Origin of the sequence: Flavobacterium sp. LMO8, assembly GCF_009495755.1 — a bacterium.
Lineage (GTDB): Bacteria > Bacteroidota > Bacteroidia > Flavobacteriales > Flavobacteriaceae > Flavobacterium.
The window spans coordinates 280,434-303,527 of the sequence record NZ_WIBJ01000027.1; the positions used below are offsets into that span (position 1 = coordinate 280,434).

Consider the following 23,094-nt stretch of genomic DNA (forward strand, 5'->3'; position numbering starts at 1 on the left):
AAATATATAATTTATTTAGCTTGTTCAGTCTCCTCTTTAATAAGTACTATCGAAGCTTTTATACCTGTAGTTAAATTCCATTCGTTTGAAGTAATCAGGTTTCCTGCATCATCAAAAACACTAAATGCAGCAGTATTTGGACCAGAAGAACCCTGATTTAAAGCGACAAAGTCTAATTTATTGAATCCTTCCGATATATCAATATATATTTCTTTTGAAGCAGCTTCTAGTAATATTTCAGAAATTAAAGTCTTATCATTTACTAATAATCTAACCCTATCTCCATCTGGATATTCATGATCACGACAAACAACCTTAACAAATTTAGTCATTACACGAAATTCTCCTAAAAACTGATTAGCTCTATATTCCGGCTTTATTTGTTTATCTTGATTATTTAATTTTCTTTTAATCTCATCACCTGGATTCTTAAATTCGTTTTTTTTAACTAAAAGACTTTCTTCACCTTTTTTCTGATTCAAAATCGAGTATTTTTTTAAATAATCATCATTTTTATCAAAAATACTTTTATAAGGTAACGATTTAGTATTAGAAGGAGATTCAACTTTTGCAGGTTCATCCCAATTCAATTTTAACTTAGAAGTTTTAAACGGAGAATCCTTTTGCGCTGAAACCAACACAAATTGAAATATAAAAAGTAAAGTAAATAATTTGGTCTTCATTGAGATATCATTGAATTTTGTAAAATTAAAACAATAATTGATTTTTGATTACAAATTAACATTTGTTTTAAACTAATATGCTTTTTTTTTGTGAAATTTGTAGTACAAAATCTATACCGAAATGATACTACAACAAAAACTTTATTGGTTTTTATTCTTTTTTTCACTTTTGGGATTTGGACAAGAAAAGGTAACCTTAAGTGGAGTTGTTTCTGATGCCAATAATAATGAAACTTTAATTGGTGTTTCGGTTTATGTTTCTGAGCTTAATATTGGAACGTATACAAATGAATACGGCTTCTATTCTATTACATTACCTAAAGCAAATTACACGCTTCAAATTAGCTATATTGGATTTGAAACCTTTTCTGAAAAACTGGAAATCAATCAAAATGTAAAGAAAAATTTCAGTTTAAAAGAAAGTAAACAAGAACTTAAAGAAGTTGTCATTACAGAAAACGCCTATAAGACCAATATCAAAAAACCAGAAATGAGTGTTAATAAATTAGCTATTAGCACCATTAAGCAGATGCCAGTTTTAATGGGTGAAGTTGATATTATTAAATCGCTTTTGTTTTTGCCAGGTGTTACTAATGCTGGGGAAGGTCAATCAGGATTCAATGTTCGTGGTGGTGGAGCCGATCAAAATTTAGTACTTTTAGATGAAGCTACTCTTTATAATACTTCACACGTTTTTGGATTATTTTCAGTTTTTAATGCGGATGCGATTAAAGATTTGAAATTGTATAAAGGTGGAATTCCGTCTCGTTTTGGAGGAAGAGCTGCATCAGTTTTAGATGTGTACCAAAAAGACGGAAATAGCAATAAATTCAGCATGAATGGTGGAATTGGATTAATTTCGAGCCGATTATTAGCTGAAGGTCCAATTGTAAAAGACAAAGGCTCTTTTCTTATTGCGGGAAGAGGTTCGTATGCTCACTTATTTTTAAAATTAACTGATAATAAGAACTCGGCTTACTTTTATGATTTGAACACCAAGCTGAATTACAAACTCAACGAAAACAACAACTTATACTTATCTGGATATTTTGGTCGTGATATTTTCAACTTAAATGAATCATTCCGAAACATCTATGGAAATTCAACCCTTAACATGCGTTGGAATCACTTATTTTCGGATAAACTATTTTCTAATTTATCACTTATTTACAGTAACTATTTTTACGGATTAGAATTAAATTTCATTGGATTCAATTGGGAATCAACCATTCAAAACTATAATTTGAAATACGATTTTAAATACTATGCATCCGATAAAGTGAAATTTAATTTTGGTATCAATGTAACAAAATTTGATATTAATCCCGGAACCATTGAACCTTTAGATGAAAATTCATCTATCAACTTTAAACAATTGGATAAAAAATACGCTTTTGAAAACGCACTATATGCCGAAGTTGAGCAAAATTTAACCGATAAACTTTCCGTTATGTACGGAATTCGTTTTAGTTCTTTTTATCGAGTTGGAGCTTCAACAATCAACTATTACGACGACAATCAGCCAGTTTTGTATGATGAAGAATTGAAAATTTATGAAAAAGCAACTCCAACTTCCACAAAATATTTTGGTTCGAATGAAAAAATAGCTGATTATTCTAATTTTGAACCTCGTTTTACGATTTCCTATGAAATTGATAAAGATCAATCGGTAAAAGCGGGTTATAATCGAATGGTGCAATACATGCAATTAGTATCTAACACTGCTTCACCAACTCCATTAGACGTTTGGACACCAAGTGATAATTACATTAAACCTCAATTAGCAGATCAAGTTGCCATTGGCTATTTCAAAAATTTTAAAGATGGAGATTATACTTTAGAAGTAGAAACCTACTACAAAAAAGTAAAAAACCGCATCGATTATATTGATGGTGCCGATTTAATTGCCAATGAAGCCATAGAACAAGTAATTCTAAACGGAAGAATGCGTTCGTATGGTTTAGAAATGATGTTTCGTAAAAACGAAGGTCGCTTAAACGGATGGATTTCATATACGTTATCTCGTTCAGAACAACAAACCCCTGGAAGAACACCAACAGAAATTGGTATTAACAATGGAAAATGGTATCGATCTGCATATGACAAAACTCATAACTTAGCTGTTACAGGAAGTTATAAATTGAATAAAAAATGGAGTTTTGGAGCGAATTTTACGCTTCAATCAGGACAACCTGTGACATATCCTACAGGAAAATATGTGTTTCAAGGCGTAACTGTTCCTAGTTATAATTCAAGAAACGAAGACAGACTACCAGCCTATCACCGAATGGATATTTCGGCAACTTTAACCCCTAAGAAGTTTGAAAACAGAAAATTCAAAGGCGAATGGGTTTTTGGAATTTACAATATATACAGCCGCTATAACGCTGCTTCAATAACTTTTAGACAAAATGCTGAAACTGGAGTAAATGAAGCGGTGAAGCTTTCTATTTTCGGAATTGTGCCTTCAGTTTCTTATAATTTTAAATTTTAAAACCATGAAAAAAATTCTTTTATATAACATTTTATTTTTCACAACAATTTTATCAATAAGTTGCGAAGAAGTTGTAGATATTGATTTGAACAACTCAGAACCTAAATTAGTTATTGATGCTATAATTAAATGGCAAAAAGGAACCACAGGCGAAAATCAAACCATAAAATTAAGTCTGACGAATGATTTTTATACCAATGATATTCTTCCTGCAAATGGAGCAATCGTTACCGTTACGAATAGTTCTGATGTAGTATTCAACTTTGTTGAAGTTCCTACAACAGGAGATTATGTTTGTGATAATTTTCTGCCAGTAATTGGAGAAGTATATCGATTAGAAATTCTTTACGAAGAAGCTGTTTATACAGCTTCGAGTGCATTATTTGCTACTCCGGACATCATTAATATAGAACAAGAAACTGTTGTTGGCATTAGTGGTGAAGACGAAATTCAAATTAAATACTTTTACCAAGATAATGGTTCTGAAGATAATTATTATTTGCTAGGTGTTAAAAATCCAAACAAACAAATTCCTGAATTTGGTGTTGTCAGCGACGAATTTTTCCAAGGCAACATTATGTTTGGGTTTTACGGAAGTAGCGAAACTGAACCTGGAATTACATTAGATTTAAGTGTTCAAGGCATTTCAAAAAGCTACCACAATTACATGAATAAATTAATAGCAATTGCCGGAAGCGGTTCTGGAAATCCATTTGCAACTCCACCTGCAACAGTTAGAGGAAACATATCGAATAGTACAAATAACAATAATTACCCTTTAGGGTATTTTCATTTATCTGAAATTGATACGGTAAATTACTTAGTACAATAATTCATTAAAAAAAATTAAGTGCAAGAACAAATATCAAAATTGAAAATTGAAGTTGCACTTGTTCTTGCACTTAATTTTTTTTAACGATATATTTACGGCAATAAATCTAAAAAATGTCATCACATCACATTGTTCGCGACGACCAAGAACCTGCTTTAATTATTGCTAACGGAGCTTCTTGTAGTGAAGAATTATTAGGTCAGTTATTAGAATGGTCGCCATTAGTGATTGTTTTAGACTCGGCAATTGAACGTGTTTTAGAACTGGGAATCAAAGTTGACGTGTTATTGGGTGATTTCGACAGAGGTTTTAATCCAGAATATTTTTTAGAAAAACAATATCCGTTAGAAATTGTTCACACACCAAATCAAGACAAAACCGATTTAGAAAAAGCCTTTGATTATCTTATTGAAAAAGGTCATACAGCGGTAAATGTTATTTGGGCAACCGGAAAACGCGCCGATCATACTATTACCAATATCACAAGTATTGCTAAATTCAGAAAACAGTTAAAAATAGTGTTACTAGATGATCATTCTAAGATTTTTTTATTGCCGAATAACTTTGAAAAATGGTATACTAAAAACACCACAATATCATTAATTCCTATTGGAGAAGTAACTGGAATTTATTCAAAAAATCTTTTTTATCCTTTAGAAAATCATTCACTAACCATTGGATACAAAACCGGAAGCAGCAATCATGTTACCGAAGACGGAATTGTTTCCATTTCTCACGCTAAAGGCGATTTGTTGTTAATGGAATGTTGTGACTAGTAATACTATTAAAATAATTACTTAAATTTGAATTTTATTAATAATTAATTTCTATGAAAAATTTCTTTAGCCTAATTCTTTTTTCAGCATTTTTATGCTTTTCTTCATGTAAAAAAGAGTCTAATCCTATTGTCAGTAAAGAGCCTTTTAAAATTATTTCAATTGACAGTACTGATTTACCTAATTTCTTTTTAAAATTTCCTGATTTAAAAAAATACCAATCCGAATTAGAGAATATTTATGCAAAACATAATAATAATATTATTTGGAAAAATGAACATGGTATAAAAGAATTTGCGAATGTTTTACATCATAAAATTCAAAATTTAAATGAAGATGGCATTAATATCGAAATTCCTCATTTTAAAGAATTTGACCAAATTTTTTCACACGATGATGAATCTAAATTATCAGATGTTGAAAAAGACATTTTAATTTCTTCAATGTATTTTCACTACGTTGAAGAAGCCTTCAAAGGAATTGATGAAAAAATTACTGAAAAAATAGGTTGGCTTTTACCCCGAAAAAAGACTGATTTCACAAATTTCTTAGACAGTTTAATAGTCAATCCAAAACTATTAGATGAAGACAAACATACCGTAATTCCTCAATATCATAAACTTAAATTTCAATTACATAGATTAAATGAAATTGACAAAAATGGAAACTGGGCAATATTACCAAAAGAAGATAAAAAATTAACTAACCTTAAATTTGGTGATTCTTCAAAATTTGTTCTTGATATTAAGAATAACCTTCATTTACTTGGTGATTTAAAATTGAATAATAAAACCCCATTTTTTGATGACGATTTAAAAAAAGCTCTTATTTCTTTTCAGAAAAGACATAATCGAATAATTGATAGTACAAAAATTTCACAAAAAACAATTAACGACCTTAATGTTTCTCCAAAAGAACGAATAAAAAAAATATTATTAAATATGGAGCGTTGTAGATGGTTAGATCCAGAATTAATGAATGGAAAAGAATATGTTTTTGTTAATATACCAGCGTACCATTTAAATTATGTAAAAAATAACAAAACTGCTTTTGATTGCAATGTTGTAGTAGGAAAAAGCGCCTCTAAAACAGTTATTTTTAGTGGTAATATGAGTTATATAGTATTTAGTCCTTACTGGAATGTTCCGCAAAGTATTATCAATAAAGAGGTAAAACCTGGAATGAAAAAAGAAGGGCAAAATTACCTTACAAGACACCATATGGAATGGAATAATGGTCGTGTAAGACAAACACCTGGAGATCACAACTCATTAGGATTAGTTAAATTTATTTTTCCAAATTCAAATAATATTTATTTACATGACACTCCATCTAAAAGTCTATTTAACAAAGAAAGTAGAGCATTTAGCCATGGATGTATTAGAGTAGGAAAACCAAAAGATTTAGCTGTTGCAATTTTAAAAGATGATAAAAATTGGACCGAAGAAAAAATCAATAAAGCAATGCATACTGGAAAAGAAAACTCGTATGTTTTAAAAAATAAAATCCCTGTAATTATTGGATATTTTACTGCATGGGTAAACGAAAACAACGAATTAATTATGTATGAGGACATTTACGAAAGAGATGATAAACTTTCAAATTTAATTTTACATTAATAACGTTTTAATTTCTGATTTTACTTAGCGCATTTCTAATATAAAATCAACTAAAGTAATAAATGAAATTCCAAGTCGTATCCGAATACAAACCTACTGGTGACCAACCGCAAGCCATTGAAAAACTTTCAAAAGGCATTTTAAATGGTGAAAAGTACCAAACATTGTTGGGTGTAACCGGTTCAGGAAAAACATTTACAGTGGCAAATGTGGTGCAAGAAGTGCAACGACCAACTTTAGTTTTAGCGCATAATAAAACATTGGCGGCACAGTTATATTCTGAATTCAAGCAGTTTTTTCCCAATAATTCGGTGCAGTATTTTGTATCGTATTACGATTATTATCAGCCTGAAGCTTTCATTCCAGTTACTGGAACGTATATTGAGAAAGATTTGTCCATTAACGAAGAATTAGAAAAACTGCGTTTAAGTACTACTTCTGCCCTACTTTCAGGTCGTAGAGATATTATAGTAATTTCTTCCGTTTCTTGTTTGTACGGAATTGGAAATCCAGTTGAGTTTCAAAAAAACGTAATCAATTTAGAATCTGGTCAGCAAATTTCTCGTACCAAATTATTACATCAATTAGTCCAAAGTTTATATTCAAGAACCGAAGCTGATTTTGCCGCAGGAAATTTCAGAATCAAAGGCGATATTGTGGAAATCTTCCCAAGTTATGGAGATGAACCATTTCGAATCCACTTCTTTGGTGATGAAATCGAAGAAATTGAAGCCTATGATCCAAAAACATCGCAAGTCATTGAAAAGTATGAAAAACTAACGATTTATCCTGCGAATATGTTTGTGACTTCGCCTGATGTGTTGCAAAATGCGATTTGGGCTATCCAACAAGATTTGGTAAAACAAGTGGATTATTTCAAAGAAATTGGTAAACACTTAGAAGCAAAACGATTAGAAGAACGTACCAATTTCGATTTAGAAATGATTCGTGAATTAGGCTATTGTTCTGGAATTGAAAACTATTCTCGTTATTTAGATGGAAGAGAACCTGGAACCAGACCATTCTGTTTATTGGACTATTTTCCAGATGATTTCTTAATGGTGGTCGATGAAAGTCACGTTACGATTTCCCAAGTACATGCCATGTATGGTGGCGATAGAAGTCGTAAGGAAAACTTAGTAGAATATGGTTTTAGATTACCCGCTGCGATGGACAATCGCCCACTAAAATTTGAAGAATTTGAAGCCTTACAAAATCAAGTAATTTATGTGTCGGCAACACCTGCTGATTATGAATTACAGAAAACCGAAGGCGTTTATGTTGAACAAGTTATTCGCCCAACTGGTTTGTTAGATCCAATTATTGAAATTCGTCCGAGTGCGAATCAAATTGACGATTTAATTGAAGAAATTCAATTGCGTTGCGAAGCCGACGAACGTGTTTTAGTTACCACTTTAACCAAACGTATGGCAGAAGAATTAGCGAAATATTTAACTAAAGTTGCGATTCGTTGTCGTTATATTCACTCGGATGTAGATACGTTAGAACGTGTGGAAATCATGCAAGATTTACGTAAAGGTATTTTTGATGTACTAATTGGTGTCAACTTATTGCGTGAAGGTTTAGATTTACCTGAAGTTTCATTAGTTGCGATTTTAGATGCCGATAAAGAAGGTTTCCTAAGAAGCCATCGTTCGTTAACGCAAACTGTAGGTCGAGCTGCGCGTAACGTAAATGGAAAAGCCATTATGTATGCGGATAAAATTACGAATTCGATGCAAAAAACGATTGACGAAACCAACTACAGAAGACAAAAACAAATTGATTACAATACCAAACACGGATTAGCGCCAAAAGCGTTGAATAAAAGTTTAGGAAGCGCCTTAGGAAACAATTCGGTATCGACACAATATTATGAAAATCAAGCTTTAAAAGCCGCTGAGCCAGAAAGTTTGTATTTATCAAAACCCGAAATAGAAAAGAAAATAAGAGACATGCGTAAAATGATGGAGAAAGCCGCTAAAGAATTAGACTTTATGCAAGCCGCCAAATTACGTGATGATATAAAAGCATTACAAGAAAAATTGTAATTTTTTCTCTAAAAATTTGTCAAGCTGAACTCGTTTCAGCTTCTCAGTTAATAAACTAGGAGTTTAGATTCTGAAACAAGTTCAGAATGACAAGAATATAAAACGTTAATCAAGAAATTATGAGCAAAATTGCAAACATTCTAAAATTAGAAGACGAAATCAAAATCATTGAAGCTATTGGAGAAATCATTTGGCAGAAAAAGGAAGAAACAGAAGATTTTTCATCTTTAACCGATGAAGAAAAAGTATTCGTTTTTGTAGATTTATTTGAAGGTGCTATGGGAGAAGGCGGTTTTCAATTCTTTTTCAGTTCAGAAGCGGGAGATTTTGCAGAAGAAGTTATCACATCATACAAAGAAATTAAAGCAGTTAAAACAGCTGAATTGATTTCAAAAGCATTGGGTTTATTTCCTGCAAAAGCCTATTCTCTTGATGTAGAAAAAAGAATCGAATTCATTGAAAAAGCAGACGAAAACATCATTTCTGGCTGGGAAGACTTAGATGAATTATTCTTTGAAGACGAAACCGAAGAAGACATCGTAACTTTAATCGTAGATTACATTAAAGCCAACGAAAATCAGTTTGGGGCATAATTGTTTTAAAATAAATTTTGTACTTTTAAGTAATCAATCTAAAACAAAAAGTATGGCAACAGTAAACGTATATCTTACCTTTAATGGTAATACAGAAGAAGCTTTTAATTTTTACAAATCGGTTTTTGGTGGCGAATTTACCTATATGGGAAGATTTAAAGACATGCCAGCCGATGAAAATTGTTCTCCGCCAAGTGAAGAAGAAAGCAATCGTATTATGCACGTCAGCTTACCTATTAGTAAAGAAACTATTTTAATGGCAAGTGATAGTACTTCGTTTAGTGGCGATGTTACATTTGGAAACAATTTCTCGGTATCAATAAATGCCGGCAGCAAAGAAGAAGCCGATAAATTATTCAACGGACTTTCTGTAGGCGGAACCATTATTATGCCAATGGAAAAAACATTTTGGGGTGCTTATTTTGGAATGTTTACCGATAAATTTGGTGTAAACTGGATGGTAAATTTCGACGAAGTTCCAGCAAATTAATTATGCTGTTCAGTAAAAACAGACAATAAAACATCTCCCTCTACCATTCGGTTTGGGGAGTTTTTCATTAAATTCAATACGCGTTTCATGGCATAAGGATTCAATCCCATGTTAATTCCGATTTCGTTGATTTTAATTTGTTCAGCTTCGTGCAAAACGCCATCGCAATGCATTAATAACGCCAAACGGTAAAACTGACAAATTCTATGAAACTCATCTTTTATTACGGTAACTTCTCCTCTGTTCTCAAATAATTTATGAAAAACAGGCTTTTCTATTTCTAATTCCATGGCTACCATTTCTAAAAAATCATACTCTCTATCGTGCAGTTCGCCATCGATTAAAGCAAAAGCAATCATTTCTTGTAATAGACTTAGTTTTTCTTGTTGCGTATCCATAAATTATTTCTTTGCAGTAAAAATAAGAAATCTTAATTTAATTGGATATCTTTGACCTAATATTTTATACAAATGAATAACAACGATATTTTTAAAAAGTTACGCGTAGCGTTGCAATTACGTGATGACCAAATTATTGAAATTTTAAACTTGGTTAATTTTAGAGTTTCAAAAGGTGAATTAGCAAACGTATTTAGAAGCGAAGACCATCCAAATTTCATGGAATGTGGCGACCAATTGTTGCGTAATTTCTTAAACGGATTAGTCATTCATTTGCGTGGTACTAAAGAAGATCCTAAAAATCCTAAAGAAGTTTTAGACCAAATAGCCAAAAACAAAGCGCCACTTTATAAAGAAGATAAAAAGCCCGATTTTAAAAAAGAAGGCGAAAAAAAATCGTTTAAACCAAAAAGTGGACCTGCTAAAAAACCTTTTGGACAAGGTAAACCTTCCGATAAAAAACAAAAACCCGAAAGCCCAATAGAACGTTTTAAGTTCAACTCAGGCAAAACTAAAAAATAATCGAAATCCTCAAGCAATTGGGGATTTTTTATACCCTTCAGATAAATATAGAATTAGTAAAACTCAAAAAAGTTGTATATATTTGATGATATTTACTAGTTAGCAGTAAGCTTTTGAATCCAAGTCACATAAATGAGAAAATTTCTTCAAATTCATTTAATTTTAATTCTAATTGGAATATTACTTATATATTCTGTCTTTGACGAAAAATCATATTTGAGATTTATTGCGATAATTGGAATTTTAATAGTTTTAAATAGTTTTGTGAAAATAATGCGTAATTCAGAAGAAATTCTTCATATTTTTTTTCCAGCAAAAACTATAAGAGAAGTAAAACCAAAATTTAAAGACAAAATTTGGCAAACAATTTCAATGAATTTATTCTTTTTGAGTCTTATCTTTTTAATTTTTGAAATGGACAATCTTGAAAATACTTTTGAAGAAAACCAAATTTGGAAAACAGTTGGATTTAGCGGAATAGGATTAGCTATAATTTTATTAATGGTATTAAACAAAATACAACCAACTATTTTTGATGAAAGCGGAAGAAGATATTCTGTTATTTTTGGTTTTATATTTGGAATTTCAGCTTTATGTATTTCGTTGACAAGTTTTATAAACAGAGAATATTCAAATAAAAATGTTATAGTTGAAAAATACACAATCGTACGTAAAAGCACTGGCGGAAAGAGAAATGGTACTCACTGGATTTTTATCAACTATATGAATAACGAAATTAGATTTAAAATTTCTGAACAGAAATGGAACGAAATAAAAATTGGAAGTGAAGTTGAATTTAATACACAAATTGGTTATTTAAATTATAAATATTTGGAAAACATATAAAGCCTACTGCTAACAGCCGTTTGTTGCAATTGCTAGGCTCGGTGTGTGTTCGGAATTTTCTCCGAAAATTCCACAAGGAGTTTTGTACTTGTAATCTTTTGTCTTAAATTTACGCAACTGCCACAAGCGGCAACACGTTAAAAAGCTGTTTATGGCTACTCGCCATTTTTAAAGTATAATCCACCTACCTCTTCTTCAAATATCCAATCACCGCTTCATTAAAAATTACGGGTTGTTCCACATTAACAACATGTCCACAGTTTTTGATGATGAATAGTTCGGCGGTTTTAACGTGGTTATCAACAACTTGCCTTACCGAAGGTAAAAACATATAATCTTCTTCGCCCATAACGTAAAGTGTTGGGATATTTAGTTCTTTTTGTCGGAACCAGCGTAACACTGGATTAATTTCGGCGGTGAGTTTGAACCATTTGATGAATTCTTTTTGGTACAATTTCTTAGCTTCGTTGATAAAAAGTAAACGCGATTGTTTGTGGTTCTTTTTAGGCATAATCACAAAAGCAAAAAACTTATACAACACCAAATACGGCAACACATATTTAAACGTATTTCCTAATCGCATTAACACTTGCGAACGGAAATTCATTTTTAAAATCGCACCACCTAAAATCATGCTTTTGACACGATTGGGATGCATTTCTGCTAATTGACGAATGACAATAGATCCTAACGAAATTCCAACAAAATGCGAGGATTCAATTTTTAAAAAATCAATAACCTCAACAATGTCTTCGGCAATAGCTTTAAACGTATATTTTTGCTTGAATGCCGATTTTAATTGCTCTTTTGAATCTCCATGACCTCGTAAATCCAACAGTAAGACATTAAAATGCTTCTGAAAATCGCGAATTTGCTTGAACCACACAGACGAACTTCCTCCCGCTCCATGAACAAAAGTCACCCATTCTGTACTCGTTTCGTTTTTATAAATTGTGTAGGAAATCAAAATTGTAATTTTGCCCAAATGTAATGCTTTTCAACAAAATTACGATTGAACATATTTTAAATTTTAGTATGTAGTTTTTTGAAATAATCAAATGCTTTTAACAATCGGCTACCGTACCAAGAAAACATTTCGCCATCAACAAAAACGGTTTTGGCATGATGCGTGAATCGTCCAATTTCAAAAGCATGTTCATCGGTAAACGGAAAAGGTTCGGAAGACAAAAAAACATAATCAGGATCGCCTTCTAAACGAATTTTCTTCAATTCGACTTCTGGATAACGTCCTTCTTTTACTACGTAAATATTCTCGAAATGATTTAATTTCAATAATTCATTGATAAACGTATGACTTCCGGCGACCATGTGAGGTTTTGCCCAAATAAAATAAGCGGCTTTTTTAATGGGTTTGTCTTTGATGAATTGCTGAAAATCTTGGTAAACAAAATTGATTTTGTCTATCCATTTTTGCGCATTGGTTCGCTTATTGAAGAGTTGTCCGAAATCATTAATCATTTGCAAATTGTCTTCAATTGTGAGAATATCGGTTACCCAAACCGGACAAATTTGGGATAATTCTTCAACGATTTCTTTCGTATTTTCCTCTTTATTACAAACGATAATATCAGGCTGAAGCGCTTTTATTTTATCGAATTTTACGTTTTTTGTTCCGCCAACAATAGTTTTAGTCGCTTTAAAATGAACAGGATGCACACAGAATTTAGTTATTCCAACGATGTTATCTTCCAAACCTAAATCGTAAAGTAATTCGGTTTGCGAAGGCACTAGAGAAACGATTCGCAATGGTGTGGTTTCAAAAGAAAACTCTATTTGTTGTGTGTTTAAATAAATTAAATATTTGCTATTCAAAATGATATTTTATAATTTTAAAAAAAAATGAAAAATAAATTTATAATTATTCTTTGCCTAATTTTTAGCCAAATATACGGACAATTTAATTTTTATTATAATTTCAATTCTACAGGAAATCGTGTTTGTTTAATTTCAGCAAGTATTCAAGAAAGTCCCATTCAAGTAATCATCAACTTACATGATAGCGCATTAAATACAACTCAAAATTATACAATTAAAAGAAGACCTATTAATGGATTAAACTCTGATTGGATAACCCTTGCAAGTAATATTCCTCCCAGTACATCAACTTGGATAGATACTAATGTTTCTCTAGGCGATGCTTTTGAATATCAAGTTAGTAGGAATTCAGGAACAGATATTGCAACTGGTTATGTAACTGCATGCATTAAATACGATCAAACAGATTATAAAGGCCGAATGATTTTAGTAATAGATAATTCGTTTCAATCTAGTTTATCTAATGAAATATTACAACTTAAAAGAGACTTAACTTATGAAGGTTGGTTTGTAGAGGAATTATATGTTCAAAGAGCTACAACTTGGGAAACAGAAGCTTCTATTTTAACTGTTAAAAATGCAATAACAACTTTATATAACAATGCTCCAGCAACTGATAAACCAAAACATTTATTCTTACTAGGTCACATCCCAATTGCTCGTTCTGGGTTAAATGCAATTTCTCCAGACGACCATGATAGTGGAAAAGGCGCAAGAGGTGCTGACTGTTACTATGCAGATATTGATGGGGTTTTTACCGACAATCAAACCTTTAATCCTGGTAATATTGATGTAAATGCTATTAACTTACCTAATGATTTTAAATGGGACCAAGATTATATTCCTTCTCAACTAGAAATGGCTTTTGGAAGAGTAGATTTTGCAGATATTTCATATACCTCCCTTACAGAAATACAATTGATTTCAAATTATTTAAACAGATTACATAATTATAGAACCGTAACCGATGGTTTTTACATGGGAAATAAAACAGCATTTCGCTTTGGATACAATAATTCAAATGATGGTTCTTATAGAAGTTTAATACCAATATCAGGCATTAATAATGTTGACGAATATTCTGGAAATTTGCCTTTCCCTCAATGGGTACAACAAAATGGACCATATCAAATTTTTATGCAAAATCAAACGACTCCAAATGCAACCGAATGGGAAACCTATGGAATGAATGCAACTATTTATAGTTCTGATCAAAGTTATTGGGGATTTTGGGATGGTGCTCAAAACAATGATAGACAAGGATTTATAAGATACTTATTGTCAAAATCAACAAAATGTTTAGGCCTTCTATGGACAACTACTGGAATAAACATATTCCATCAACCTGGTATGGGAGAAACAATGGGTTGGAGTTGTAAACGAATAATGGATCATAATTTGTCAAATAATTTATATTCAAAACCTTCTCAAATATATGACACACCTGATTATTGGGGGCGAACTCATTTTCAATATAATGGAGATCCAACATTACGATTAAATCAAGTCATTCCGCCAAATAACGTACTTCAAACTTTTTCAAGTGGAGAACATTTAACTTGGACTGCATCAACAGATTCTGATATAATTGGTTACCATATTTATAAAGCATTTACAGAATTCGGTCCGTTTATCAGATTAACATCTGCACCCATAACTTCATTAAATTACGTTGACCCAGACTTTACAAATGTTCCAAAATTTTATCTAGTAAAAGCTGTAAAACTTCAAATCACTGGTAGTGGTAGCTATTTAAATCCAAGTATTGGTGTTTTGGCGGTATCAAATTTAGCAATATCAACAACAGAAAAAAACATTTTTAATATTTATCCAAATCCATCAAATAGTATAATTACAATTTCAACTCCAAATGAAATTATAGAAAAAACAATATATAATTTACAAGGAAAATTAATAAAATCTATTCAAAACAATTCGAAAGAAATTGATATTAAAGATTTAAGTGATGGAATTTATTTATTAAAAATTACAACAGAAAATGGAATTATAAACACTCAAAAAATGATTAAAAATTAAATAAAATTTCTTCCATTTCTAATTGCAATTTCAAAGCTTCTTCCCTAGCCTTTGCAGCGAAATCTGTTCCGTTGGAAGCATAAATAATTCCCCTTGAAGAATTGATTAACAAACCTACGTTTTTACTCATTCCGTATTTACAAACCTCCGCTAAACTTCCGCCTTGAGCGCCAACACCTGGAACTAGTAAGAAACTATCAGGAACTATTTTTCTAATTTCAGTGAAATATCCGGCTTTTGTTGCGCCAACTACATACATTAAATTATGCGCGTTTTTCCAAGGTTTTGACGTTTCTAACACTACTTTGTACAATTCTTATCCGTTAACATTTTGCGTCTGATACACACAGAATTTGGTAATTCTAACTATGTTGTCTTCTAACCCTAAATCGTATAACAATTCGGTTTGTGAAGGCACTAAAGAAACGATACGAACGGGTTGTTTTTCGAGTGTATGTGAAGTTCCTAATTGGTCATTATTAGTAGATACAGATTTATTTTTTATCCAAAAATTTTGCAATTGACTTGCAATTGGTTACCAACAAATAGCCAATGATTACATTTAAAAAATTAACTGCAAACCAAAAATAATTCGTATCATGGTTGGGAATGCTATAATTAGATATTCTTAATTTAAATTCATTGATCAAATCCATTAAAAGGATTGGAAAATTATCAATAACCATAAAACCACCAATAAGTATAATAGCAAATGTATAAATAGAATTAGTATTTAAATGACCCAAGATAATTTGGTCATCGTCAAAATTTGCTGTTAGATTCAATTTATTAATAATCCAATCCGTTTGAAATAATAAAAATAGAAATAAAGCAATCAATAATAAAAAAGATCCAATTATTACAAATAAAAAAGACAACTCTTCTTTATAAATATACAAATTAGAAATATTTTGAGGAACAAAAGTGAATAAGGAAATTACTAAGGAATACAACCCGAATAATTTAATGATAATTCGAAAAAAATCTCTTTTAGTCATTTTTGTTAATTTAAAATTTGTTCCATTTCTAACTGCAATTTCAACGCTTCTTCCCTAGCCTTTTCAGCGAAATCAGTTCCGTTTGAAGCGTAAATAATCCCTCTTGAAGAATTGATTAACAAACCTACATTTTTGCTCATTCCGTATTTGCAAACATCAGCTAAACTTCCGCCTTGAGCGCCAACACCAGGAACTAATAAGAAACTATCAGGAACAATTTTTCTTATTTCAGTGAAATATTCGGCTTTAGTTGCACCCACTACGTACATTAAATTATGAGCGTTTTTCCAAGATTTTGAAGTTTCCAAAACCACTTTGTACAACTCTTTTCCTTCTAAATTTTGGGTTTGAAAATCAAAAGCTCCTTCATTTGAAGTTAATGCCAACATAATCGTGTGCTTGTCCTCAAAAGCTAAAAAAGGTTCTATCGAATCTTTTCCCATATAAGGCGCCACCGTTACCGAATCAAAATTTAAATCATTGAAAAAAGCTCGAGCATACATCGAAGAAGTATTCCCAATATCACCACGTTTTGCATCGGCAATAGTGAAGATTTCTGGATATTTCTCGTTGATATAATTGATTGTTTTTTCTAGCGATTGCCAACCTTTAATGCCATAAGCTTCGTAAAAAGCAGTATTTGGCTTGTAGGAAACACATAAATCGTGAGTCGCATCGATAATGGCTTTGTTGAATTCGAAAATTGGATCTTCGGTTTGTAGTAAATGTTGAGGAATTTTATTTAAATCGACATCCAAACCGATGCATAAAAAAGATTTTTTTGTTTGTATTTGATTAATTAGTTGTTCAGTAGTCATTTTGTTGTTGATGTTGTTTAAACGCAAAGTTCGCAAAGTTTTTCACAAAGTTCGCAAGGATTTAAAAAAAATGCCAAACAAATTATTGTTTAGCATCTTTTCTCTTTATTCTATTTACTATTTTCTTTCATTTAGAAAACTTCGTTCTCTTTTAATTTCTCCATGTTGTTTACCAACTGAAGTTCGTCAACAAATTTTTGAATTTTTCCGTTCATTACACCGTCCATATCAAAAACGTCTAATCCAATTCTGTGATCGGTTACACGACCTTGTGAATAATTATAAGTTCTAATTTTTGCCGAACGGTCACCTGAACTCACTTGCGAAGAACGTTTTGTAGCATCTTCTGCTTGTTTGATGGCTAATTCTTTTTCGTACAAACGAGAACGCAATACTTCCATTGCTTTATCTTTATTCTTATGTTGCGATTTTTGATCCTGACATTGCGCTACCAATCCAGTTGGAATGTGCGTTAAACGAACCGCAGATTTCGTTGTATTTACCGACTGACCTCCAGGACCAGACGAACAGAAAAAGTCTACACGAACATCGTTCATATCAATTTGTACATCAAACTCTTCTGCTTCTGGTAAAACCATTACCGTTGCAGCCGAAGTATGCACACGACCTTGTGTTTCTGTTTGAGGCACACGTTGCACACGGTGTACTCCTGCTTCAAATTTTAATGTTCCGTATACATCTTCACCAGTAACTTCAAAAATTACCTCTTTAAAACCACCAGATGTTCCTTCACTAACGTCTACAACAGAAGTTCTCCAACCGCGAGCTTCGCAATATTTAGTATACATACGGAATAAATCTCCTGCAAAAATAGAAGCTTCATCTCCACCAGTACCCGCACGAATTTCCACCATTACGTTTTTAGCATCTTCTGGATCTTTAGGAATCAACATGAATTTGATTTCTTCTTCGAGTTGTGGCAAACGTTCTTTAGCTTCGTCTAATTGCATTTTAGCCATTTCTACCATTTCGGCATCAGAACCATCAGCAATAATTTCATTCGCTTCTTTTATATTTCCGTCAAGCGTAATATACTCTTCACGTTTTTCAACTAAACCTTTAAGGTCTTTGTATTCTTTATTAAGTTGTACGTAACGCTTTTGATCGGCAATAACATCAGGCTGAATAATTAAGTCTGAAATTTCGTCAAAACGTTGTTTTACATATTGTAATCTATCTAACATAACTGTTATTTATTTTGGAGTGCAAAGTTACAATTTTAGTTTAAAGTTTAAAAATTTAAGTGTTTAAAAGTTTTACTCGTGAAAATCAAATCTTTAAAATTTTTATTTAAATTTAATCTAAATAAACTTTGTGAATTCATTTTGACTTTTTACATTTGTATCGTTATTTTAATTTAATCTAAATAAAAATGAATAAAATAGTATTAACAACACTTTTGTTGTCATCGCTACTAGGTTTTAGTCAAGAAAAAGCGGATTCAACAAAAGTTTTAAAAGAAGTTACCGTTGAAGGCACGAGAGAAAACAAGTACAAAAAAGAAAGCAGTACTACTGTTTCTAAAATGCCTTTAAAGGATATCGAAAATCCGCAAGTGTACAATTCAATTCCAGCTAATCTTTTAAAAGAACAAGTGGTTACCAACTTTAACGATGCGCTTAAAAATGCAACTGGTGTAACTAGACTTTGGGAATCTACTGGTCGTAATGGCGATGGTGCAGAATATTACTCCATGCGAGGTTTTTCGGTTCAACCAACGATGACAAACGGTTTACCATCCTTAACCAACACAACAATCGACCCAATTAACATCGACAACATTGAAGTAATCAAAGGGCCATCTGGAACATTGTTTGGAAGTAGCGTTATTTCGTATGGTGGATTAATTAATGTGGTGACTAAAAAACCGCATCAAATGTTTGGTGGTGAAATCAGCTACAACAACGGAACGTATGGCAGCAATCGTGTTACCGCAGATGTAAACCTTCCTCTTAATGAGAAAGCCGCTGTTCGAATTAATTCCGCTTACACCACAGAAGAATCGTTTCAAGATGCTGGATTTTCGAATAACTACTTTTTAGCGCCTTCTATAAAATATGAAGTTAGTGATAAATTGACTTTCTTAGTAAACACAGAATTTTACAAAAATACCTCAGCAAAATCGAGCATGATTTTCTTGAGTCGTTACGCTCCTCTTTCATTTGATTCAATGGAATTGTTTGACAGAAATTACAAAAGATCTTTTACTTCGAATGATTTAACCATGAACAACAATTCGTTCAATATGCAAATGCAAACGTTGTATAAATTATCGAACAATTGGACTTCGCAAACAGTTTTATCTAAAAGTTCTACCAAAACAAACGGATATTATCAGTATTTATGGGATTCTGCTAATGGCGACGAATTCACAAGATTCATTTCTAAAGCCGATGGAACGTTTTACACCACTGACATCCAACAAAATTTCATAGGCGATTTTAAAATCGGAAACATGAGAAACCGTTTGGTTGCAGGATTGGATTATTACAATTCGAGATTGATTAACGGTGGTTCGGGTTGGGTTTCTAACGGAGTTGTTTCATTAGTTAACGGAACAGATAGTGGAGTTTTAACGCAAGCAGGAACTGACGCTCTTTTAACCGGAAGTTTTGCAGGAAACACAGAAGCCAACCAAGAAATTATGAGTGCTTATGTTTCAGATGTATTGAATATTACCAATAAATTATCGGTTATGGCAAGTTTACGTTTGGATTATTTTGACGGAAAAACTTCGCAATATGATGGCGTAGAAACAAAAGGACAAGTAGCTTTATCTCCAAAATTTGGGGCTGTCTATCAAATCGTAGAAAATAAAGTTTCTGTTTTTGGTAATTACATGAATGGATTCCAAAACGTAGCTCCAACAACGGTTGCAGATATCGACGGAAGCAATCCAAGAACCAAAGAATTTGATCCAGAACAAGCCAATCAAATTGAAGTGGGTTTGAAAACAAGCTTGTACAAAGACATTATTTCGGCATCGGTAAGTTATTATGACATTCGTGTGAAAGACCGCGTAATTACGGATCCAAACAACATCAACAACTCCATTCAAGGTGGTGAAGTAGAGAGCAAAGGTGTTGAAGTAAGCATTGTTGCCAATCCAATTAAAGGATTAAATGTTATTGCAGGTTTCAGTCACAATGATGCAGAAGTTACGAAAGAATCTCCTGGCGATGGTTATTTAGGCTTACGTCCTGAAGAAGCTGGTCCAGAAACGTTAGTAAATTTTTGGGCAAATTATACCGTAACAAATGGACAATTAAAAGGTTTCGGAATTGGCTTTGGTGGCAACTATGCTAGCGAATACAAAACTTTGAACAGAGCTACTACTGGAACTTTCGCTTTACCTGATTACACTGTTTTAAATTCGGCTTTATCGTATGAAAACGACAAGTTTAACGTATCCTTAAAATTGAATAATTTATTAAACGAAAAATATTATTCGGGTTGGTCAACCGTTACTCCGCAACGTTTACGAAGCATTACGGCTGGTGTTACATACAAATTTTAAGTTTATTTTCTGTTTAGTTTAAAGTAAGCTCCTCATTTCGGTGGGGAGTTTTTATCGTAGTCACATGCAAAAATCAAGTTTCAAAAAAGGCATTCGAAAACTACATCTTTGGTTAGGTTTATCAACCGGTTTAATCGTTTTTATCATTTCGATTACGGGTGCGATTTATGTATTTCAAGAAGAAATCACCAATTCCCTTCGAAAAGATGCTATTTATCATCACGAATCGAATATCACCAACAAACAACCGCTTTCGCTTAAAGTGTTAGAGCAAAAAGTAGATGTGTTTACCAATGAAAAATATCCGATTCACTGGGTAACGGTTCCAATTGATAAAAGCCGAAGCTACATTTTCTATTACTACGAAAGAAATCCAGAAGGTTGGAATTTTTATGAAGAATATGTAGTTTACAAATCGGTTTATGTGAATCCGTTTACGGGCGAAATTCGTGGTGTTTATAATGAAACGACTGATTTTTTTAATATCATCAAATCGATTCACTTTAGTTTTATGCTGAAAACCGATTGGGGAACGTATGTTTGTGGTATTCCGACATTGATTTTTGTTTTCATGCTGATTTCGGGCATTATTTTGTGGTGGCCAAAAAACAAAAACGCCAGAAAACAACGCTTTGCTTTCAAATGGAAAAATGTAAAAAGTTGGAAACGTAAAAATTATGACTTACATAATGTTTTAGGATTTTATGTTTCTTCATTAGCTTTTGTGGTTGCCTTTACGGGATTATTTTATGCGTTTTTCTTCATTCAAGCGATTTTATACTTTGTATTTTCGGGCGGAAGCACAACGTATCCTGATTTTTCGCACATTACAACCAAAGCACCTATCGAAATACGAAACGAACATACGTTGGATAAAATTGGAAAAAAAGTCGAGGAATTATATCCTGATGCGTTTCAATACAGTTTGGATTTTGGTTACGAACATTTAGACGACCACGAACATCCGAATTATGATGTGTTTGTGAAGCAACTCTCCTACTCGTATCATGTGAATCACAGTTTGATTTTTGATGAAAATTCGGGAGAATTATTGCACCAACATTCGCACAAAGACAAAAACTTAGGTGAAAAAGCAGTGGCTGCAAATTACGATATTCACATTGGCGCCATTTTTGGAATTTGGAGCAAGATTGTAGCGTTGCTAATTAGTTTAGTTTGTGCGTCATTACCGGTTACCGGATTCTTTATTTGGTGGGGAAAACGAAATAAAAAATAAAAGGATGTGTTGCAATTATTCCATTTTAAAACAAACCCATAACGGTATGCTGATTTTCTTGAAAGGATGTGGCAATTACCAATTAACCTTCAACAACCTAAACTTTAGCCTTACCGAAGATGAATTAATTGGGTTTGCAAATTACCTAAAACGCATTGATATCGACTATTGGAAAAAGGAATACGAACACTCCATTTACAAAAAGAAAATCCCTATTCCTACATTGCAAAGCAATTTCATTATTCTTATTAACCGATTGGAATTGTACGAATTGCTGTTACTTCTCAACTTCGAAAACACAAACGAAATGTTAAGTTATAACGATTTGAAAAATGAAATATGTTGGAATTGAAAAAATAGGTTCACGAAAGTGAGCCTTTTTTGTTTTATGAATTATAAATATTTTTTTATATTTGTTATTAATTATAAAAACGAAATAAAAACATGTAAAACTTTCGCCAATCTTGCCTACACGGTATAAAAGTAGTCGGAAAGTTTCGCATATAAACGAGTTGGCAATAATTAAAAAACAATAAAAATGAAACACTTAAAAAAAGTCTTAATAACCCTAGTTGTAGCATCAACTATAATCGCCTGTAAGAACGAAAAGGAAAAACAGAATTCAGAACCAATCGAAAATAACGCTGATTTAAGCACGGAAAAGCCTATTGCTGAGGATCAAAAAATTGGATTTCAAAAAACCTTGAGCTTACAGAACATAACATTTGAAATAAAAGCGAGTGGAGAAGGATCTATTCAGCAGCTTTCCATTCAACCAGAAGGTTTGGAAATAGATAATCAAAAAATAACTCTTGAAATAGAAGGACAAGTTACCAATGCAGAAATTGAAGATTTAAATTCGGATGGATCTCCAGAAATCTTGATTTACATCGTTTCAGCAGGAAGTGGTAGTTATGGAAACGTCATTGGTTATTCCGTGAATAATAGAAAATCAATGAGTCAAATTTACTTCCCTGACTTATTTGATAACAAAGAAGCTAGCAGTGGCTATATGGGGCACGATGAATTTGCTATTATGGAGACCACTTTAGTAAGAAGATTTCCAGTTTACAATGAGGGTGATACAAATAACAATCCAACAGGAGGTTTACGTCAAATAGGATATAAATTAAAAGACGGTGAAGCATCCAGAGTTTTTGAAATAGGTAAAATATATGATTTTGATCAATAAAAACTATTGCCAACAAGGTATAAAAGCAATAGCGGTTTGGGAGTAATCTCAAACCGCTTTTTGCTTTTAATTAAGTATCTTGTTTTCGAAAAGGTAGTAGCTTTTAGACCGCTACTGCTCTTATACTAACCGTT

General features: G+C 32.2%; 23 protein-coding genes. 14 read left to right on the forward strand and 9 right to left on the reverse strand.

Annotated elements, in window-relative coordinates:
• Positions 1-11: 11 nt before the first annotated feature.
• On the reverse strand, positions 12-683 hold the full coding sequence (locus tag GFJ94_RS04860; protein WP_153200453.1) for a hypothetical protein: 672 nt from the start codon (positions 681-683) through the stop codon (positions 12-14).
• A 121-nt stretch (positions 684-804) separates the two neighbouring features.
• Here GFJ94_RS04860 and GFJ94_RS04865 point away from each other — a divergent pair, with 121 nt between their 5' ends.
• The 7 genes from GFJ94_RS04865 (at position 805) to GFJ94_RS04895 (ending at position 9,538) form a co-directional block, all read left to right on the forward strand.
• The gene (locus tag GFJ94_RS04865; protein WP_153200454.1) at positions 805-3,177 is read left to right on the forward strand and encodes a TonB-dependent receptor; all 2,373 of its coding nucleotides are present in this window, start codon (positions 805-807) and stop codon (positions 3,175-3,177) included.
• A 4-nt stretch (positions 3,178-3,181) separates the two neighbouring features.
• Positions 3,182-4,009: a DUF4249 domain-containing protein gene (locus GFJ94_RS04870; RefSeq protein WP_153200455.1), complete on the forward strand. Its 828-nt coding sequence runs from the start codon at positions 3,182-3,184 to the stop codon at positions 4,007-4,009.
• A gap of 113 nt (positions 4,010-4,122) precedes the next feature.
• The gene (locus GFJ94_RS04875; RefSeq protein WP_153200456.1) at positions 4,123-4,785 is read left to right on the forward strand and encodes a thiamine diphosphokinase; all 663 of its coding nucleotides are present in this window, start codon (positions 4,123-4,125) and stop codon (positions 4,783-4,785) included.
• A 53-nt stretch (positions 4,786-4,838) separates the two neighbouring features.
• Positions 4,839-6,404: a murein L,D-transpeptidase gene (locus GFJ94_RS04880; RefSeq protein WP_153200457.1), complete on the forward strand. Its 1,566-nt coding sequence runs from the start codon at positions 4,839-4,841 to the stop codon at positions 6,402-6,404.
• A 62-nt stretch (positions 6,405-6,466) separates the two neighbouring features.
• Complete coding sequence (gene uvrB / locus GFJ94_RS04885) at positions 6,467-8,455, forward strand: excinuclease ABC subunit UvrB (RefSeq protein ID WP_153200458.1); 1,989 nt, start codon at positions 6,467-6,469, stop codon at positions 8,453-8,455.
• Positions 8,456-8,574: 119 nt separating this feature from the next.
• Complete coding sequence (locus GFJ94_RS04890) at positions 8,575-9,048, forward strand: DUF4375 domain-containing protein (protein WP_153200459.1); 474 nt, start codon at positions 8,575-8,577, stop codon at positions 9,046-9,048.
• Positions 9,049-9,100: 52 nt separating this feature from the next.
• On the forward strand, positions 9,101-9,538 hold the full coding sequence (locus GFJ94_RS04895; RefSeq protein WP_153200460.1) for a VOC family protein: 438 nt from the start codon (positions 9,101-9,103) through the stop codon (positions 9,536-9,538).
• On the opposite strand, the gene GFJ94_RS04900 is transcribed toward GFJ94_RS04895, so the two are convergent.
• On the reverse strand, positions 9,535-9,936 hold the full coding sequence (locus GFJ94_RS04900) for an excinuclease ABC subunit B (RefSeq protein WP_153200461.1): 402 nt from the start codon (positions 9,934-9,936) through the stop codon (positions 9,535-9,537). The genes GFJ94_RS04895 and GFJ94_RS04900 overlap by 4 nt on opposite strands.
• 72 nt (positions 9,937-10,008) lie before the next feature.
• Between GFJ94_RS04900 and GFJ94_RS04905 the strand changes: the two genes are divergently transcribed.
• Both GFJ94_RS04905 and GFJ94_RS04910 read left to right on the forward strand, forming a co-directional pair.
• The gene (locus GFJ94_RS04905; protein WP_153200462.1) at positions 10,009-10,458 is read left to right on the forward strand and encodes a DUF1456 family protein; all 450 of its coding nucleotides are present in this window, start codon (positions 10,009-10,011) and stop codon (positions 10,456-10,458) included.
• A gap of 132 nt (positions 10,459-10,590) precedes the next feature.
• The gene (locus GFJ94_RS04910; protein ID WP_153200463.1) at positions 10,591-11,304 is read left to right on the forward strand and encodes a hypothetical protein; all 714 of its coding nucleotides are present in this window, start codon (positions 10,591-10,593) and stop codon (positions 11,302-11,304) included.
• A gap of 184 nt (positions 11,305-11,488) precedes the next feature.
• On the opposite strand, the gene GFJ94_RS04915 is transcribed toward GFJ94_RS04910, so the two are convergent.
• Positions 11,489-12,271 (reverse strand): alpha/beta fold hydrolase, encoded by a 783-nt coding sequence (locus GFJ94_RS04915; protein WP_153200477.1) that lies wholly within the window; start codon positions 12,269-12,271, stop codon positions 11,489-11,491.
• Positions 12,272-12,327: 56 nt separating this feature from the next.
• Positions 12,328-13,137 (reverse strand): ABC transporter substrate-binding protein, encoded by an 810-nt coding sequence (locus GFJ94_RS04920; RefSeq protein ID WP_153200464.1) that lies wholly within the window; start codon positions 13,135-13,137, stop codon positions 12,328-12,330.
• 27 nt (positions 13,138-13,164) lie between these two features.
• Here GFJ94_RS04920 and GFJ94_RS04925 point away from each other — a divergent pair, with 27 nt between their 5' ends.
• Entirely contained in the window at positions 13,165-15,177 is a 2,013-nt protein-coding gene (locus GFJ94_RS04925) for a T9SS type A sorting domain-containing protein (RefSeq protein ID WP_153200465.1), read from the forward strand.
• Here GFJ94_RS04925 and GFJ94_RS12725 read toward each other — a convergent pair.
• The 5 genes from GFJ94_RS12725 to prfA all read right to left on the reverse strand — a co-directional run bounded on the left by GFJ94_RS12725 (position 15,167) and on the right by prfA (position 18,198).
• On the reverse strand, positions 15,167-15,490 hold the full coding sequence (locus GFJ94_RS12725) for a hypothetical protein (RefSeq protein WP_370513794.1): 324 nt from the start codon (positions 15,488-15,490) through the stop codon (positions 15,167-15,169). The two genes, GFJ94_RS04925 and GFJ94_RS12725, sit on opposite strands and share 11 nt — an antisense overlap.
• A gap of 3 nt (positions 15,491-15,493) precedes the next feature.
• Entirely contained in the window at positions 15,494-15,697 is a 204-nt protein-coding gene (locus tag GFJ94_RS12730; RefSeq protein ID WP_370513796.1) for a hypothetical protein, read from the reverse strand.
• Complete coding sequence (locus tag GFJ94_RS04935) at positions 15,672-16,175, reverse strand: hypothetical protein (protein ID WP_153200466.1); 504 nt, start codon at positions 16,173-16,175, stop codon at positions 15,672-15,674. Before GFJ94_RS04935 ends, GFJ94_RS12730 begins: the two co-directional genes overlap by 26 nt.
• 5 nt (positions 16,176-16,180) lie before the next feature.
• Positions 16,181-16,993, reverse strand: coding sequence for an orotidine-5'-phosphate decarboxylase (gene pyrF / locus GFJ94_RS04940; RefSeq protein ID WP_153200467.1), 813 nt, complete (start codon positions 16,991-16,993; stop codon positions 16,181-16,183).
• A 131-nt stretch (positions 16,994-17,124) separates the two neighbouring features.
• Complete coding sequence (gene prfA / locus GFJ94_RS04945; protein WP_153200468.1) at positions 17,125-18,198, reverse strand: peptide chain release factor 1; 1,074 nt, start codon at positions 18,196-18,198, stop codon at positions 17,125-17,127.
• Between the two features lie 188 nt (positions 18,199-18,386).
• On the opposite strand from prfA, the gene GFJ94_RS04950 reads away from it, so the two are divergent.
• From GFJ94_RS04950 to GFJ94_RS04965, 4 genes are all read left to right on the forward strand, one after another.
• Positions 18,387-20,531 (forward strand): TonB-dependent siderophore receptor, encoded by a 2,145-nt coding sequence (locus tag GFJ94_RS04950; protein WP_153200469.1) that lies wholly within the window; start codon positions 18,387-18,389, stop codon positions 20,529-20,531.
• Between the two features lie 64 nt (positions 20,532-20,595).
• Positions 20,596-21,768: a PepSY domain-containing protein gene (locus GFJ94_RS04955; RefSeq protein WP_153200470.1), complete on the forward strand. Its 1,173-nt coding sequence runs from the start codon at positions 20,596-20,598 to the stop codon at positions 21,766-21,768.
• Positions 21,769-21,772: 4 nt separating this feature from the next.
• Positions 21,773-22,120, forward strand: coding sequence for a DUF6686 family protein (locus GFJ94_RS04960; RefSeq protein WP_370513795.1), 348 nt, complete (start codon positions 21,773-21,775; stop codon positions 22,118-22,120).
• 186 nt (positions 22,121-22,306) lie between these two features.
• Complete coding sequence (locus tag GFJ94_RS04965; protein WP_153199824.1) at positions 22,307-22,960, forward strand: PliI family lysozyme inhibitor of I-type lysozyme; 654 nt, start codon at positions 22,307-22,309, stop codon at positions 22,958-22,960.
• Positions 22,961-23,094: the final 134 nt, after the last annotated feature.

Coding starts and splice junctions, on each gene's coding strand:
- GFJ94_RS04860 (WP_153200453.1), bottom strand. CDS start 683: ATGAAGACCAAATTATTTACTTTACTTTTTATATTTCAATTTGTGTTG.
- GFJ94_RS04865 (WP_153200454.1), top strand. CDS start 805: ATGATACTACAACAAAAACTTTATTGGTTTTTATTCTTTTTTTCACTT.
- GFJ94_RS04870 (WP_153200455.1), top strand. CDS start 3,182: ATGAAAAAAATTCTTTTATATAACATTTTATTTTTCACAACAATTTTA.
- GFJ94_RS04875 (WP_153200456.1), top strand. CDS start 4,123: ATGTCATCACATCACATTGTTCGCGACGACCAAGAACCTGCTTTAATT.
- GFJ94_RS04880 (WP_153200457.1), top strand. CDS start 4,839: ATGAAAAATTTCTTTAGCCTAATTCTTTTTTCAGCATTTTTATGCTTT.
- uvrB (WP_153200458.1), top strand. CDS start 6,467: ATGAAATTCCAAGTCGTATCCGAATACAAACCTACTGGTGACCAACCG.
- GFJ94_RS04890 (WP_153200459.1), top strand. CDS start 8,575: ATGAGCAAAATTGCAAACATTCTAAAATTAGAAGACGAAATCAAAATC.
- GFJ94_RS04895 (WP_153200460.1), top strand. CDS start 9,101: ATGGCAACAGTAAACGTATATCTTACCTTTAATGGTAATACAGAAGAA.
- GFJ94_RS04900 (WP_153200461.1), bottom strand. CDS start 9,936: ATGGATACGCAACAAGAAAAACTAAGTCTATTACAAGAAATGATTGCT.
- GFJ94_RS04905 (WP_153200462.1), top strand. CDS start 10,009: ATGAATAACAACGATATTTTTAAAAAGTTACGCGTAGCGTTGCAATTA.
- GFJ94_RS04910 (WP_153200463.1), top strand. CDS start 10,591: ATGAGAAAATTTCTTCAAATTCATTTAATTTTAATTCTAATTGGAATA.
- GFJ94_RS04925 (WP_153200465.1), top strand. CDS start 13,165: ATGAAAAATAAATTTATAATTATTCTTTGCCTAATTTTTAGCCAAATA.
- GFJ94_RS04935 (WP_153200466.1), bottom strand. CDS start 16,175: ATGACTAAAAGAGATTTTTTTCGAATTATCATTAAATTATTCGGGTTG.
- pyrF (WP_153200467.1), bottom strand. CDS start 16,993: ATGACTACTGAACAACTAATTAATCAAATACAAACAAAAAAATCTTTT.
- prfA (WP_153200468.1), bottom strand. CDS start 18,198: ATGTTAGATAGATTACAATATGTAAAACAACGTTTTGACGAAATTTCA.
- GFJ94_RS04950 (WP_153200469.1), top strand. CDS start 18,387: ATGAATAAAATAGTATTAACAACACTTTTGTTGTCATCGCTACTAGGT.
- GFJ94_RS04955 (WP_153200470.1), top strand. CDS start 20,596: ATGCAAAAATCAAGTTTCAAAAAAGGCATTCGAAAACTACATCTTTGG.
- GFJ94_RS04960 (WP_370513795.1), top strand. CDS start 21,773: ATGTGTTGCAATTATTCCATTTTAAAACAAACCCATAACGGTATGCTG.
- GFJ94_RS04965 (WP_153199824.1), top strand. CDS start 22,307: ATGAAACACTTAAAAAAAGTCTTAATAACCCTAGTTGTAGCATCAACT.